At 41.8% G+C, this 15,354-nt stretch carries 12 protein-coding genes and 1 pseudogene; 4 read left to right on the top strand and 9 right to left on the bottom strand.

The genetic code is table 11. From position 1 onward, the window contains the following. Positions 1-298 precede the first annotated feature (298 nt). Complete coding sequence (locus tag C1E99_RS09695) at positions 299-1,018, bottom strand: pseudouridine synthase (protein WP_105207415.1); 720 nt, start codon at positions 1,016-1,018, stop codon at positions 299-301. A 135-nt stretch (positions 1,019-1,153) separates the two neighbouring features. On the opposite strand from C1E99_RS09695, the gene C1E99_RS09690 reads away from it, so the two are divergent. Next, positions 1,154-2,116: a glutathione S-transferase family protein gene (locus C1E99_RS09690; RefSeq protein WP_105207414.1), complete on the top strand. Its 963-nt coding sequence runs from the start codon at positions 1,154-1,156 to the stop codon at positions 2,114-2,116. 1,564 nt (positions 2,117-3,680) lie between these two features. On the opposite strand, the gene C1E99_RS15525 is transcribed toward C1E99_RS09690, so the two are convergent. Then, entirely contained in the window at positions 3,681-3,800 is a 120-nt protein-coding gene (locus C1E99_RS15525; RefSeq protein ID WP_153060182.1) for a type I toxin-antitoxin system Fst family toxin, read from the bottom strand. A gap of 587 nt (positions 3,801-4,387) precedes the next feature. On the opposite strand from C1E99_RS15525, the pseudogene C1E99_RS09685 reads away from it, so the two are divergent. Beyond that, positions 4,388-5,502, top strand: a pseudogene (locus C1E99_RS09685) (low temperature requirement protein A). 51 nt (positions 5,503-5,553) lie between these two features. Here the strand turns inward: C1E99_RS09685 and C1E99_RS09680 are convergent. Further along, on the bottom strand, positions 5,554-6,261 hold the full coding sequence (locus C1E99_RS09680; RefSeq protein ID WP_105207413.1) for a glucosamine-6-phosphate deaminase: 708 nt from the start codon (positions 6,259-6,261) through the stop codon (positions 5,554-5,556). Between the two features lie 353 nt (positions 6,262-6,614). Here C1E99_RS09680 and queA point away from each other — a divergent pair, with 353 nt between their 5' ends. Together queA and C1E99_RS09670 are read left to right on the top strand one after the other, a co-directional pair. Continuing rightward, positions 6,615-7,643, top strand: coding sequence for a tRNA preQ1(34) S-adenosylmethionine ribosyltransferase-isomerase QueA (queA, locus tag C1E99_RS09675; RefSeq protein ID WP_105207412.1), 1,029 nt, complete (start codon positions 6,615-6,617; stop codon positions 7,641-7,643). Between the two features lie 208 nt (positions 7,644-7,851). Beyond that, entirely contained in the window at positions 7,852-8,325 is a 474-nt protein-coding gene (locus tag C1E99_RS09670; protein WP_105207411.1) for an arginine repressor, read from the top strand. A gap of 45 nt (positions 8,326-8,370) precedes the next feature. Here C1E99_RS09670 and C1E99_RS09665 read toward each other — a convergent pair whose 3' ends face one another. The 6 genes from C1E99_RS09665 to arcA form a co-directional block, all read right to left on the bottom strand. Continuing rightward, positions 8,371-9,711: a dipeptidase gene (locus C1E99_RS09665; RefSeq protein WP_105207410.1), complete on the bottom strand. Its 1,341-nt coding sequence runs from the start codon at positions 9,709-9,711 to the stop codon at positions 8,371-8,373. A gap of 116 nt (positions 9,712-9,827) precedes the next feature. Then, positions 9,828-11,333, bottom strand: coding sequence for a YfcC family protein (locus tag C1E99_RS09660; protein ID WP_105207409.1), 1,506 nt, complete (start codon positions 11,331-11,333; stop codon positions 9,828-9,830). 251 nt (positions 11,334-11,584) lie between these two features. Then, positions 11,585-12,532: a carbamate kinase gene (arcC, locus tag C1E99_RS09655; RefSeq protein WP_105207408.1), complete on the bottom strand. Its 948-nt coding sequence runs from the start codon at positions 12,530-12,532 to the stop codon at positions 11,585-11,587. Between the two features lie 105 nt (positions 12,533-12,637). Then, positions 12,638-13,651 carry an ornithine carbamoyltransferase gene (gene argF / locus C1E99_RS09650; protein WP_099810919.1) on the bottom strand — a complete coding sequence of 338 codons (1,014 nt, stop codon included), beginning with the start codon at positions 13,649-13,651 and terminating at the stop codon, positions 12,638-12,640. 16 nt (positions 13,652-13,667) lie between these two features. After that, positions 13,668-14,108 carry a GNAT family N-acetyltransferase gene (locus tag C1E99_RS09645; RefSeq protein WP_105207407.1) on the bottom strand — a complete coding sequence of 147 codons (441 nt, stop codon included), beginning with the start codon at positions 14,106-14,108 and terminating at the stop codon, positions 13,668-13,670. Positions 14,109-14,110: 2 nt separating this feature from the next. Further along, positions 14,111-15,340 carry an arginine deiminase gene (gene arcA / locus C1E99_RS09640; RefSeq protein ID WP_105207406.1) on the bottom strand — a complete coding sequence of 410 codons (1,230 nt, stop codon included), beginning with the start codon at positions 15,338-15,340 and terminating at the stop codon, positions 14,111-14,113. Between the last annotated feature and the right edge of the window lie 14 nt (positions 15,341-15,354).

Raw genomic sequence — 15,354 nt, 5'->3', positions numbered from 1 at the left:
ACCAAGATCCGAACGAAAAAACTAAAATAAAAAACAATTTTATACCTGTATTTGTTAATGAATTCACAAGTTTATATAGTGCATGTAGCTTATATCATTCCCGCTAATTAGCGTGTTGATGGTGTTTTTGCCTTGTTTACTATTTTTTGCATAACATTAAAAATGACAGAAAATTTTCATTTTCTGTCATTTATCTTGTTACTTTTTTCACTACTACAATTCCAAGTCACATTTTGTGTTTTCTTATTTGTTAACCAATTTAAATTTGTACGGTTTGTTAGTAATTTGTCCTTGTTTTTTATATGTAAAAATAGGACAATAAACAGGTAATTTCAGTCTTATTTAACTTCCTATACTGACCTATTTCCAAATCCCCCAGTTCAAAATCTCCAAAGGAAATTCGCTTGAGGTAGGTGACCTTGACACCGTAGGCTAAAAACATCTTTTTGACCTGATGAAACTTGCCTTCTGCCAGCTTGATGGTCGCTCTGCTATGGTCCAAAGAAGCCTCCAAAACAGTCAAATCAGCGGGCTGGCAACGAGTGCCGTCCAAAAAGGTAACGCCCGAAGCAAAGAAAGCCGGAGCATCCGGACCCAAGGGGCCGTTGACCTCCACATAGTAAACCTTGTCCACATGGTGACTGGGGTGGAGCATACGGTAACCGAGTGGACCGTTGTTGGTGATGAGAACCAGGTCTTCGGTATCCCTGTCTAGACGACCGACGGGGTAGAGACCTTCTTTTTTGTCAGCCGGTGCAATCAAGTCGATGACGGTCTGATGCTCCTTGTCCGTCACTGCAGAAACGACCCCTGCAGGTTTGTTGAGTAAATAGTAGACTGAGCCTGTTAGCTCGATTTTTCGCCCTGCTACCTGTATCTCTTGTAATTCTGGGTCGACAATCTGACTGAGACTCTGGGCTACTTGTCCGTTAATCTTGATTTGCTGGGCTTTGAAAAGTTTTTTAACTTGCTTACGCGAGCCAACCTTGGCTTTTTCTAAACACTTATCTAATCTCATGGGACTATTGTAGCATAAAAGCATGTGACTTGACTTTGATGGGAAAAAGATTATAATACTAATTAGTGATATGTGTTTTCAGAAGAAATCTAGATTTGCTTGGATTTCCTACTTGAAATAATAAAGGAGAACGTTATGGGACTTTTACAAGATGGCAAATGGGTGGATCAATGGTATGATACCAAGTCAACAGATGGCAAGTTTGTCCGTACTGTCACACAATTTCGCAACTGGATTACCCCTGATGGACAAGCAGGTCCGACAGGTGAGGATGGTTTTAAGGCTGAATCAGGACGTTACCATCTCTACATTTCCTTGGCTTGTCCTTGGGCTAGTCGGACCTTAATCATGCGAAAATTGAAGGGCCTGGAAGACCATATTTCCCTTTCTATCGTACATCCGCTCATGTTGGAAAATGGTTGGACTTTCGCAGACGGTCCTGGTGTGATCAAGGACCCAATTTTTAACAGTGATTATCTTTACCAAGTTTATTTGAAAGCTGATCCACATTACACTGGTCGAGTGACTGTGCCTGTCCTTTGGGATAAGAAAACCAATACCATTGTCAGCAACGAATCGGCTGAAATCATGCGCATGTTCAATACTGCTTTCAATGACATTACTGGAAATTACGATGACTACTATCCAGAACACCTGCAAGCTGAGATTGATGCCATGAATGATTTTGTCTATCCAAACATCAACAATGGAGTTTACAAGGCTGGATTTTCAACCAACCAGAAAGTTTATGAGAAAGAAGTCAAGAATCTCTTTGCTGCCTTGGATAAATTGGAAGAACATTTGGCAGATAAGGACTATCTGGTAGGCAATCAGTTGACAGAGGCTGATATTCGCCTCTTTACTACCTTGGTACGATTTGACCCTGTTTACTTTGGACATTTCAAGTGCAATATCAAGGCCTTGGTTGACTATCCAAACCTATGGAACTATACCAAACGACTTTATAACCATGCTAGTATTGCGGAAACGGTTGACTTCGACCATATCAAGCAACACTACTATGGTAGCCATAAGACCATCAACCCAACGGGAGTTGTACCAGTCGGCCCTGACTTGGACTGGACACTTGAAAACTAAAGACAAATGTGTTATACTTTGAGTGCTTAAAAGTTCGGTAAAGTTAAGCATAAAGTAAACCACCCTTGGTTGCCGCCATGGGTGGTTTTTTGTGCTTGCTCAAGGCACGCAGGCTAAGTTAACTGTCGCGTTTGTTTTGCCACTTACGGATTAGCCACTCCGCAATAAGTTCTGCAACTACGCTGACTAGCAACGGTAGCAAAACAAATTCGGTAAAGTATAGTAGCATAAAGTCTCACCTCCCAACCTGCGCTGTTTAGTGATTGCGACTTGGATATTATATCATAAAAAATACAAAGGCGGTAACGATTATTGTTGCTTTCAAGTGACAACTTAACAGCAATGTGTTATACTAGTGATGCTTACAAGTTCAAGAAATGCAAGCATAAAGTAAACCACCCTTGGTTGCCGCCATGGGTGGTTTTTTGTGCTTGCTCAAGGCACGCAGGCTAAGTGAAAGTCATTTAGTTTACTTTTAGTACGAGGCAACGAGCTGAAGGCTGTACTAAGGTACGGCAAAGCGAGTTAACAAAGTAATAAAAGGAAAAATAAATGACTGATTGTCGCAGTTGTTTTGCCACTTACAAATTAGCCACGCCGTAATAAGTTCTGCAACTACGCTGACTAGCAACGGTAACAAAACAAGTTTCAGGAAACTATCTAGCATAAGTTCTCACCTCCCAACTTGCGCTGTTTAGTGATTGCGACTTAGATATTATACCATAAAAAATACAAAGGCGGTAACGATTATTGTTGCTTTCAAGTGACAGCTTCAATAAAATGTGATAAACTAGAAGTGCTTAAAAGTTCAAAGAGATAAGCGCATAAAGAAAACACCCAAGGTGGCCGCCATGGGTGTTTTTTTGTGCTTGCTCAAGGCACGCAGGCTATTGTTTGTATTTGTCGCATTTGTCCGCTAATCGGATTAGCCATTCCGAAATCACGTTTGCTAATAGGGATACTAACAAGGGTAGCAGGACAAGTTCAAAGAGTATACGCATAAAGTCTCACCTCCCAACTTGCGCTGTTTAGTGATTGCGACTTAGATATTATACCATGAAAATACAAAGGCGGTAATAAATATTTTGCTTTCAAGTGACAACTTCAATAAAATATGATATACTAGATGTGCTTAAAAGTTCAGGAAACTAAGCATAAGGAAAACACCCATGGCGGCAACCATGAGTGTTTTTTTGTGCTTGCTCAAGGCACGCAGGCTAAGTTAATTGTCGCGTTTGTTTTGCCACTTGCGGATTAGCCACTCCGCAATAAGTTCTGCAACTACGCTGACTAACAACGGTAGCAAAACAAGTTTCAGGAAACTATCTAGCATAAGTTCTCACCTCCCAACTTGCGCTGTTTAGTGATTGCGACTTAGATATTATACCATAAAAATTACAAAGGCTGAATATTAGCATAATTCTGCAACTATACCATTTGACAACTGAAGAAAGAGGTGCTATACTGATATTGTTAACAAACGTGGTAAGAATGTTAGCACGGTATCAAAAAAGCCCCCAACGGTCCGAACGTTGAGGGTTTTTGTTTTTTGCCCCGAAAGGCTTTACTTGTCGCGTTTGTTTAGCCAATACTCAAACAAGGATGTCAGAACACCAACAAATAAAGGCAGAAAAAACGCGGTAAGAATAAGTTCTACCACGGTATCACCTACCTTCAATAACATTCAGGAGCTTGTCTATCATAGCAAAAGAATGCTAACTCTGTCAAACGCTCTAAAATATATCTATAGTACCTGCCAATCTGGGGTGATGTTTCAAACTCTCAGGGGGCTTATGGGGGACATATTTCAGAACGCTGCAACTATACCATTTGACAACTGAAGAAAGAGATGCTATACTTGCCTCATAGTGATGAATGATTCACTTCCAAGTGATTCAAAAAAGCCCCCAACGTTGCAGCGTTGAGGGTTTTTGTTTTTTTGCCCCGAAAGGCTTTACTTGTTGCGGTTGTGTAGCCAATACTCAAACAAGGATGTCAGAATACTAACTAGCAACGGCAAAAGAAAAAGTGTGATGAATAATTCTTTTTCCAAGCAACTCACCTCCCTTCAATAAAATCCGGGGGCTTGTCTATCATAGCAAAAGAATGCAAACTCTGTCAAACGCTCTAAAATATTTGCGTTCTCGTAAAGAATCAAGAATCGAAAGACTCTTACAGCAATTCCTACGATTATTATCCCAAAATGACTGGTTTGCCCTCTCGCCTTTTCGTATGATATAATGGTTCAGATTTTTAGAAAAGAAGAATTTTATGTCTGAAATAAAGGCAAAACGTGTGTCGAATTATGAATTGTTTTATGATTTGGTTTTTGTATTAGCCACTTCCTCACTGACTGGCTTGCTACATGGGACCACATCGGTTTTAAGGAGATTGTCACCTTTATCATCGCCAATTTGATTATTATGACCTTGTGGATGAATGAAACTATCTATCTCAATAAATATGGCGAACGAGACTTTCTAGATATTTTTACGATTATTCCATCCATGTATCTGATTGGTAACATGTCCCTCAACTTCAGCAATGATTTTGAAAAAACAGCTCTGCCATTTAATGCCTTTCTGACCTTGTCATACGTTTTGATTTTCGTGCAATATTACCTAAGAGGTAGACGGATTGGCTTTAATGTGGACATCAAGGCAACCTTGCAGATGTTGGCCACTTATATTGCTATCTTTGCTGGTGCAACCTTGTTAGTTGTTTTCAAGCTCTGGACCAATGATGAGAGAATGTTGATTGTCTATATCATTCCCTTCTTGATTTCCTTTTTCTTCCAAAAGAGAATAAGCCATGACCCCATCAACTTTCCGCACATGGTGGAGCGTTGCCAGCTGATTACCATTATCACTTTTGGCGAGACAGTTGTTGCCATCGTAAAAAATTATCCACTTTTAGAACTTCCCTTGGAAGGTATCCTTCTCTTTCTCGCAATGGCGACCCTCTTCATCTTCTACATTTCCCAAACCTATCTGTCCATCGATCATCACCGCAAGGCAGATGTGAGTGTTTTGCTTTACGCCCACTTGGTGATTGTCCTTGGTTTAAATTTCTTCACAGTGGCAATGGAGCTTTTCCCAAGCCACCACAATGAACTGGCCTTGCCAATGCTGATTGTAGGAAACTTGCTTTTCTACGGAGGCATCCTTTCAACCTCCTTCTACAATCAACAAATCCACCAAGTTGGTAGAAAAGGACTTCTCGTCTATGGGCTGATTTTATTTGTTGGGAATGCTAGCTTACTGCTAGCTGGTCATTCAAACTTACTCATCTTTGTTATCCTCAACCTGCTCGCACACGCTATGGTCGCCTACCATATCATTCGTTTCCGCAAAGCCCGTCAGAGTTTGATTGGGGAAGAAGTCTAAAAAAAGCACAACAGATTCCTCTTCCAGATTGATCTGTTGCGCTTTTTTATATTATTTTGTCAATTTACTCGCCGCAGCTTTATCAATAATGAGAACAACATTGTCATGGTTTTGGAGGACACTTGCTGGAACTTCCTCCGTCACTGGCCCTTCAACCGTCGCCTTAATAGCGTCAGCTTTTTCAGGACCATAAGCCATGAGAACAATGGTTTTGGCTGCCATAATGTTGGCGATGCCCATGGAAATAGCCTGCTTAGGCACTTCCTCTGGATCCGCAAAGAAGCGTGCATTGGCTTCGATGGTTGACGGCGCCAAGTCAACCAAGTGGGTCTGACCATCAAATGGAGCACCTGGTTCATTGAAACCGATATGACCGTTGCGACCAATTCCCAAAATTTGAAAATCGATTGGATGCTCTGCCAATACGTGATTGTAGCGTTCCGCTTCGACCGCAACGTCACTTGCTAAGCCATTTGGTAAATAAGATTTCTTAAATGGTTTGGCATTAAAAAGATGCTCTTTCATGAAATAGACATAGGATTGGTCACTATCTTCTCCCAAACCAACATACTCGTCCAAGTTAACAGATGTCACCTCAGAAAAATCCAAGTCGCTTTGGCGAATTTTTTTATAAAATTCGATTGGGCTAGAACCAGTTGCCAAACCAAGAACCTGCGCACCTGATTCCAATTTATTCATTAAAATTTCAAAAGCAATTGCTGCTCCTTCTACTTGATTGTTTACTACATGAATTTTCATAGCTTACTCCTTTTGGTATAGACCGATTGTTGATAAGTCTATTTTATGGTATAGACCAATTTTTGTCAAGTAGAAAGATATAAAATTTTCAAGAGAAAAAAAATCCAAAAGTTTATGCCGTATTCTCCCTCATTGGTCAAGACTTAGGAATGCATCTATGGTATAATGAAGGTATGACAAATGTGCTTTTATACCTATTTTTTCTCGGTATTCTCAACTGTTTTTCAGGCTATTTGATTACCAATTCTAGGAAAATAAAAATTGTATTTTATTGTATTGGAATCCCTTTAGTCTTGCTCCCCTTTATCCTACTTATCTATTTTGCCATCATACTTTAAAAACTAGGAGAAACAATGAATACTGCAGATTTTGATTTTGAATTACCTGAAGAGCTGATTGCCCAAGTTCCACTTGAAAAACGCGACAGCTCAAAACTACTGATTCTAGACCGTGAACAGCAGAGCATGGTCGACAGCCACTTTGACCACATCATTGACCAACTCCATCCAGGTGATGCGCTGGTCATGAACAACACGCGCGTACTCCCGGCTCGCCTTTATGGCTACAAGCCCGAAACCAATGGACACGTGGAGCTTTTACTTTTGAAAAATACCCAAGGTGACCAGTGGGAAGTTCTTGCTAAACCAGCTAAACGCCTGAAAGTTGGCACCACAGTTGCCTTTGGAGACGGAAGATTAACTGCTACCATCGTTGAAGAATTGGAACACGGTGGGAGAATTGTTGAATTTACTTATGAAGGTATCTTCTTAGAAGTCTTAGAAAGCCTTGGTGAAATGCCTCTTCCGCCTTACATCCATGAAAAATTGGAAGACCGTGAACGCTATCAAACAGTCTATGCCAAGGAAAATGGTTCTGCCGCTGCTCCAACAGCTGGATTGCATTTTACACAAGAACTGCTAGAAAAAATTGAAGCCAAAGGGGTGAAATTAGTTTATCTGACCCTCCATGTCGGCCTTGGGACCTTCCGTCCTGTATCAGTGGATAATGTCGATGAACATGAAATGCACTCTGAATTTTATAATCTTTCTGCCGAAGCTGCTCAAAGCCTTAACCAAGTCAAGGCTGATGGAGGAAGAATAGTTGCTGTTGGCACCACTTCTATCCGTACTTTAGAAACCATCGGAAATAAATTCGACGGCCGTTTAGAAGCCGACTCCGGCTGGACAAATATTTTCATCAAACCAGGCTACACTTTCCGTGTCGTTGACGCCTTTTCAACCAATTTCCACCTACCAAAATCAACCCTCGTTATGCTAGTATCAGCCTTTGCAGGACGAGAATTTGTTTTGGATGCCTACAAACATGCTGTCGAGGAAAGATATCGCTTCTTTAGCTTTGGCGATGCCATGTTTATTCAATAATCATTATAGTCTTTTAGTTTACTTTTAGTACTCGCTTCAACTACCTGGGAGATTGTTAGAGAAATCAAGCACTGCGCTGAGATGTTGACACGAACTTCTGAGAAGTGTCCTTGGGCTTTAGCCAAGCCACCTTACGTCGAAGTAATAAAAGCCAGCTAATTGACGATTACCACTTTCACTCCAGTCCCTTTAATTATAGGAGGTGCCTATGAACAAGATTGAAAGTCGTCACCAATTGATTTTGTCTTTGATTATGGAAAAGAAAATCCATACTCAACAGGAATTACAAGAGCTGCTTGAAATTAATGGTCTCATCGTTACCCAATCGACTCTTTCCCGAGATATAAAAATGCTCAATCTTGTCAAGGTAAACGAAGGAGATTCATCTCACTACGCTATCAATCCCATAGCTCCTACTCGATGGGAAAAACGACTGCGGCTCTATATGGAAGATGCCTTGGTCATGTTGAAACCTGTTCAGCACCAAGTCGTATTAAAAACACTGCCAGGACTAGCTAATTCATTTGGTTCCATATTAGATGCCATGGAAATTCCTGAAATTATTGTGACAGTCTGTGGAGATGATGTTTGCCTCATAATTTGTGAGGATAATGAACAAGCCTTATCTTGTTTTGAAAATTTAAAACAATTCGCACCACCATTCTTTTTTAGCAAGGCATAACCAGTCAAAAAAAGTTCTCAAGACCAAGGTCTGAGAACTTTTTTGTTATTTCGCTGCCAAACGATAAATGGCTTCAGCGTAGATATCCATAGTTTTGTATAAATCTTTTAACGGCATGCGTTCATTTTCCTGGTGTTCTGTCTGCTCTGTATCAGGGAAACAAGCTCCAAAAGCCACACAGTTTGGCATGGTACGAGCAAAGGTTGCTCCGCCTGATGAGATTGGTAGACTGTCCAAATCACCAGTCTTATCCTGATAGACTGACATCAGTGTCGATACCAACTGGCTATCCAGTGGTACATAAAGAGCTGCTAAGTAGTCATATTCTTCATAGGTTAAACCACAGGCCTGAGCCTTTTCTTGCAGGATTGCGACTAATTTATCCTTATCGGCTGTTACAGGAATACGAATGTCCAAACGAATTTCTGATTTCTTGGCATTGATGGTGAGTCCAGCAATATTGAAACTCAAGGTACCTGATGGCTCATCTGTCACATCTCCAAACAGCTTAAAACCAGTGGCATCTTCCCCGATAGCATTGACAATGAAATCAAGGGCAGGGTGATTTTCAAAATGTTCCAAAGCCTTGGCCAAACGAACAATGGCATTAACACCTTCCGCAGCATCTTTTGCATGACGAGAAATACCGAGAACAGTCACTTGGTCGTCCTTTACTTCGTAGTCAAAACCGAGCTGGTCTAACTCCGCAATAATCCCGGCCAACAAATGCCCTGAATAACTAGCCTTGGCAGGGACCACATTATAGGCTGTTCCTGCTTCCAGACTCAGACAAGGATGACCCGGTCCATGTAACTTGGCCTGAAGCAATCCTTTTTCCGCATAGGTCAAAGGGAAAGAAGAATCAGGAGCAAAGCCCATAGTTGCCACTTCTTCCAATTGATTATAGCGATTCATGCAACGCCAAAGTGTTTCTTCATCTGTACCAAAAATAAAGCGAATACGCTTGGTAAAGGTAACACCTGCATCCATTAAAGCCTTGACAGCAAAGAGAGCTGCCATAGACGGTCCCTTATCATCTTGAACACCTCGACCAATCAGGAAGCCGTCCTTTACGACTGCTTCAAAGGGAGGTGTCTTCCATTGCTTGATATCACCAGCCGGTACGACATCCAAATGGCAGAGAACAGCCAGCAAATCTTGCCCCTGACCGATTTCGGCATAACCGTAATAGCCTGCAGGGTCTAAATAGGTTTTAAAGCCCATCTTTTCTGTCATGGCTAGGGTGTGTTCCAGAACATCCTGAATAGCCTGACCAAATGGTGTTTGGTTTTGACCTTCATGCAGGACAGACGGAAAAGCTACCAGTCCCTTAATCGCCTCGACACAAGCCTCTTGATGCTGTGCTTGAATAAAACTTGTTTCCATTGTTTCTCCTTTCAACAGATTAAAATATTGTTCTTACTAATTCCATTCTATCACAAAAGGAAAAACTGAGCCAGATTTCATCTGCTTCAAAGATAGAATCTGACCCAGATTTTCGATTAGAAGAATGTCGCAATGACAAGGATAGCAATTGAGGCAAGGACAATACCTGCAATCAATTTACCTACAAACTTGTACCAAGTACCGATTTCAACTCGACCAAGAGCCAAGGCACCCATTACAATACCTGAAGTAGGAGCTACCAAGTTCAGTACACCTGAAGCAGCTTGGAAGGCTGTGATAATCAAGTGAGCTGGTACATTGACAAACTCACCGAGAGGTGCCATGATACCCATGGACGCACCTGCAAGACCAGATGTGGATGGAATCAAGAAGGACATTGGCAGGTAGAAGAGATAGGTCAAAATGATGAAGACTTGTGAAGACAAACCTTGCAAACCAACTTCACCCCAGTGTAGAATTGTTGCAGTAATCATACCATCATTCATGATGACTTGAATACCACGCGCCACTGCACAGATAAGGGCAACACTGAGCAAGTCCGCAGCACCATTCATGAAGGCCTTCACTAAACGTGCTTCATCCATGCCATAGACCACACCGACCAAGACACCTGCTACTGCAAAGAGCATCGCTCCTTCAGGGAAGTACCACCAGCCAAATGGATAGGCTGAGCTACCAATAACTTGACCGATACCTGGCAAACTAAGTAACCAAGTATTGAAATCAGCAAAAACAGAGACACCCAAGTCCTCCCAAGGAATAAAGCTACAAATCATGACAACGAAGGTCAAGACAAATACCCAAAGAACACGTTTTTGAGCAGGGGTTAAGACAGCATTGACTTCTTCATTTGATGTATTGACATTGAAGTGGGCCATATCTGCTTCACGTTGTTTGTAAACGAGAGATTTTGTTGGGTCCTTTTGTACTTTTTCAGCATAGTTGGCAACGAACCACACACCCATTGCAAGAATGACGATAAAGAAGATAATCCGCCAAATCATACCATCAGCCAAAGACACACCGGCCGCATCAGAAGCAACACCAGTCGCAAATGGGTTTACCGTAGAAGCCAAACAGCCGATTTGAGAACCAAGTAAGATAATAGCCACACCTGTGATACTATCAAAACCAACCGCCATCATAACTGGCACTAGAAGAGGGAAGAAGGCCATGGTTTCCTCACCCATACCATAGGTGGAACCACCCAAGGCAAACAAAGGCATGAGAATGTAAATCAACATTTTTTCACGACCTTTGAAGCGTTTCACGATAGAGGCAATCCCTACATCAAGCGCACCCGTTTCATTGACCACGCCCAAGAAGGAACCAACCATCAGGATGAAGAAGGCAACGTCGATAGCCTTACTGGTTTCACCGTGACCCAACATAGCCCGGACAGGTGCCATCAGAATATCCCAAATTCCTTGCGGATTTTGAGCTACTGCTTGATAGGTGCCTGTGATAAATTTTCCAGCTTCGTCTTTCTCATACTGACCAGCTGGAATAATCCATGTCATAACTGCCATAAAGGCAATAATGAGCATCAAAATAGAATACGACGAAGGCATTTTAAAGCCTTTTTTCACTTTTTCGCTCATCGCAAAAACCTCCTATAATATTTTTAAGGTAATCTTGTATCCGAAATGACCGTATCAAATATCCACCTATCTTCAAGAGATGTCCATCTCTTTCAGACTATCATCTGAAATCATTGCTTATAGATAGATACTTGATAGAATTGATGGGAATGGGGAGCTTATTGTAATGGTCAACTCTATTTATGTGAAAGTGAGGAAATTCATTTACTGCACATTTTCCCTACTCCCCAAATCCATCAATAAAAGAACTCCTACTCTTTCACAATAATCGTACCGCTGTCAGATTCAATCAAAGCGCCTAAGTTTTCTAATGAAGTAATGACTGCTTTTGATTGCGGTTTATGATTGACAAAAGCAATCGCAGCTTCAACTTTTGGTAACATGGAACCTGGCGCAAATTGATTTTGCTTGATATATTCTTCCAATTCCGCCACGGTCACTGTTTCTAATTTTTCTTGGTCTGGTTTGTTGAAGTTTACAAAGACATAGTCTACACCTGTCAAGACGATAAACAAGTCTGCATCAACCAATTCTGCCAAACATTGCGAAGCAAAGTCCTTATCAATAACCGCTTCCACACCTGTCAAGGTACCATCTGCTTCTTGGACAACTGGAATACCACCGCCACCAGCAGCTACGACTACTTCACCTGCATTGAGAAGGGTACGAATGGTGCCGATTTCCTTAATGCCTACTGGTTTTGGCGAAGCAACAACCTTACGCCAACCACGACCCGCATCTTCTTTGAAGGTCGCACCTGTCTTTTCTGCTTCTAGCTTCGCTTCTTCTTCTGTGTAGAATGGTCCAATTGGCTTGGTCAAATTTTCAAAGGCTGGGTCATGTTTATCAACAATAACCTGGGTAACGACGGAAGCTACATCCTTTTCAATGCCTTCCTTAGCCAATTCATTTTCCAAGGCATTTTGGAGCCAGAAACCGATGGAACCTTCTGTCATAGCTACCAAGCTATCCAGTGGAAAAGCTGGGTTCTTTTCTGAATCAGCTGCCAGGTTTTGGAGCAACAGGTTTCCGACTTGAGGACCATTACCATGGGTAATAATCAAGTCGTCGCCATTTTTGATTAGTTTAACAAGGTGCTTGGCTGTTTGTACCAAGGCCTCTTTTTGTGCTTTAGCCGATGGGTCGGAGGATAAAATAGCATTGCCACCCAAGGCTACTACAATTTTACGATTTACCATATCTTGTGTTTTCGCCTCTCTTTCATATTCTAGAAATCGCTTACATTTTTTAAATCCATAAAAGGGGGCCGGGTACAAGCCCCCAGGAGGTGCGATGACTAGATTTTACACTCGTGGAACAAATGGATCCCCTAATGTCGCTGCCATAACCGCTTTAATAGTGTGCATACGGTTTTCAGCTTGGTCGAAGTGACGAGCATACTTGCTGCGGAATACTTCATCTGTTACTTCCATTTCTTCTACGCCGAATTTTTCAGCAACATCTTTACCATAAACAGTGTTTGTATCATGGAAGGCAGGCAAGCAGTGTAAGAAGATAAGATTTTCATTTTCTGCTTTTTTCACCAATTCCATATTGACTTGGTATGGTTTCAAGAGGGCAACGCGTTCTGCGAATTTGTCTTCCTCACCCATGGATACCCAAACGTCTGTATAGAGAACATCTGCGCCTTTGACTGCTTCATCAGCATTGTCCGTGATCAATACACGCGCACCAGATTCTTTAGCAAATCCTTCTGCCAATGCCACAACTGTTTCATCAGGGAAGAGTTCTTTTGGTGAGAAGATATGAACATTGACACCAAGAATAGCACCTGTTACCAAAAGTGAGTTGGCAACATTGTTACGACCATCACCACAGTAAACCAAGGTCAAACCTTCTAATTTGCCAAAGTTTTCTTTGACAGTCAAGTAGTCAGCCAACATTTGTGTTGGGTGCCATGCATCTGTCAAGCCATTCCATACTGGCACACCAGAGAATTCTGCCAATTCTTCCACCATTTTTTGACTGAAACCACGGAATTCAATACCGTCAAACATACGTCCCAAAACCTTAGCCGTATCTTCAGTCGATTCTTTCTTACCAAGTTGGATGTCATTTGCACCAAGATATTCTGGATGAGCACCGAGGTCAATGGATGCTACTGTGAAGGCAGCACGAGTACGCGTTGATGTTTTTTCAAACAAGAGGGCAATATTTTTTCCTTCCAAATAACGGTGTGGAATATTGCGTTTTTTCAAATCTTTCAAATGAGCTGAAAAATCAATCAACCATTCCAACTCTGCACGAGTAAAATCTTTTTCTGCAAGGAAATGTCTGCCTTTAAAAATGTTTGTCATTGTTTTTCTCCTAATCTTAGATCAATTTTGTCAAGGTCTGGCACCATTCTCCATCTTCTTGATACATTTCAGATGAAGCCTGGTAGCCAAGTGACTCATAAAAAGTCTTTGCTGTTAATTCTGAATGAATGTCCAACTGCTGAAAGCCTGCTTGGCGAGCATAATCTTCCAAGGAGTTGAGAATCAGCTTTCCATAGCCCTTTCCACGATGGTTGGCCAGAGTGGCTATACGTGTTAGACGAGCTCTACCAGGACCAACAGGAAGAAACCGCCCAGTTGAAACTGGCTCCTCACCAACGAAGAGATTGGCGTAGACTCTTCCTTCGATATCCTGATGGTCAAATTCATCTTCCTTTGCAATACCACGCTCAAGGACAAATACCTGATAGCGGACATAGACGGAGCTGGCTCGCTCCCACGGTTCTGAACCGATGGAAAGCACCTCATGTTCAGACATGATTAGAGGTCCTCACGTTCAAATGGCATTGACATACAACGTGGTCCACCACGACCGCGCACCAATTCACTTCCGCTAATCTTAATCAAACGAAGTCCTTTAGACTCAAGAATCGCATTTGTAATGGTATTGCGTTTGTAAACAACAACCACACCTGGTGCAATGGTCAAGGTATTGGAACCATCATTCCATTGCTCACGACCAGCAGCAACCAAATCGCCACCACCGCAACGAATCAACTCAACTTTTTCAAGACCAAGGTTGGCTGCTAACAATTCAGCCAAATCACCATGTTCTTCTTCAATGTGAAGGGTTTCATTTTCATAGGTCACAGAGAAGACACGAAGGTCGCCTTCAATTTCTGGGTGAATAGTGAACTTGTCATAGTCAACCATGGTAAAGACAGTATCTAAGTGCATGAATTTACGGTTGTTCGCAAATTCAAAGGCCAATACTTTCTTGAAACCAACATGTCGTTCAAAGATGTTTACCAAGAGTTTTTCAATGGACGCTGCATCGGTCCGTTGTGAGATACCTACTGCCAATACATCTCTTGAAAGCACTAATTCGTCACCACCTTCAATCCGTGTTGTTTCCTCACGGTCGTAAACCAATGGAACTTTTCCACCATATTCTGGGTGGTAGGTAAAGATATATTTACCATACAAGGTTTCGCGGTTACGAGTTTCTGCATACATATGGTTGAGCGAAACTGCATTACCAATCGTAGCAAATGGATCCCGAGTGAAGTAAAGGTTTGGCATTGGGTCAATTGCAAATGGGTAGGATGATTCGACCAGGTCTGTCAAACCTTTTTCTTCAGCAGGGACTTCTGGTAACTCAGCTTTCTGAACACCCGCCATCGTTTTCTCTACCAACTCTTTGTTGTCTTCAATAGCTAGCAAGAGTTTGCGAATAGCTTTTTTGGTAGCACGACCACGAATATTTGCTTCATCTAGATATTCATCAATAAATTGCTCACGAATTTCAGGTGTTACTAAGGATTCAGCAGCCAATTGTTCAAGATAGAGAACTTCGACTCCTTCATCTCGTAATGCTTGTGCGAATGCATCGTGTTCTTTTTGAGCATCTTCCAAGAATGGAATATCATCGAACAAGAGACGTTCTAGGTAGTCAGGCATCAGGTTTTCAATTTCCTTACCAGGTCTGTGCAACATAACTTTTTTCAGTTTACCAATTTCTGAAAAAACATGAATTGGATGGTTTGACATGATCTGTCCTCCTA

Source organism: Streptococcus suis, assembly GCF_002964045.1.
Classification (GTDB): Bacteria; Bacillota; Bacilli; order Lactobacillales; family Streptococcaceae; genus Streptococcus; species Streptococcus suis_U.
This window is presented reverse-complemented; position numbering and strand designations above follow the sequence as displayed.

What these genes read in the sequence shown, in the direction of transcription:
- C1E99_RS09695 (WP_105207415.1), bottom strand. Translation starts at nt 1,018, where the DNA reads ATGAGATTAGATAAGTGTTTAGAAAAAGCCAAGGTTGGCTCGCGTAAG.
- C1E99_RS09690 (WP_105207414.1), top strand. Translation starts at nt 1,154, where the DNA reads ATGGGACTTTTACAAGATGGCAAATGGGTGGATCAATGGTATGATACC.
- C1E99_RS15525 (WP_153060182.1), bottom strand. Translation starts at nt 3,800, where the DNA reads ATGTTATTGAAGGTAGGTGATACCGTGGTAGAACTTATTCTTACCGCG.
- C1E99_RS09680 (WP_105207413.1), bottom strand. Translation starts at nt 6,261, where the DNA reads ATGAAAATTCATGTAGTAAACAATCAAGTAGAAGGAGCAGCAATTGCT.
- queA (WP_105207412.1), top strand. Translation starts at nt 6,615, where the DNA reads ATGAATACTGCAGATTTTGATTTTGAATTACCTGAAGAGCTGATTGCC.
- C1E99_RS09670 (WP_105207411.1), top strand. Translation starts at nt 7,852, where the DNA reads ATGAACAAGATTGAAAGTCGTCACCAATTGATTTTGTCTTTGATTATG.
- C1E99_RS09665 (WP_105207410.1), bottom strand. Translation starts at nt 9,711, where the DNA reads ATGGAAACAAGTTTTATTCAAGCACAGCATCAAGAGGCTTGTGTCGAG.
- C1E99_RS09660 (WP_105207409.1), bottom strand. Translation starts at nt 11,333, where the DNA reads ATGAGCGAAAAAGTGAAAAAAGGCTTTAAAATGCCTTCGTCGTATTCT.
- arcC (WP_105207408.1), bottom strand. Translation starts at nt 12,532, where the DNA reads ATGGTAAATCGTAAAATTGTAGTAGCCTTGGGTGGCAATGCTATTTTA.
- argF (WP_099810919.1), bottom strand. Translation starts at nt 13,651, where the DNA reads ATGACAAACATTTTTAAAGGCAGACATTTCCTTGCAGAAAAAGATTTT.
- C1E99_RS09645 (WP_105207407.1), bottom strand. Translation starts at nt 14,108, where the DNA reads ATGTCTGAACATGAGGTGCTTTCCATCGGTTCAGAACCGTGGGAGCGA.
- arcA (WP_105207406.1), bottom strand. Translation starts at nt 15,340, where the DNA reads ATGTCAAACCATCCAATTCATGTTTTTTCAGAAATTGGTAAACTGAAA.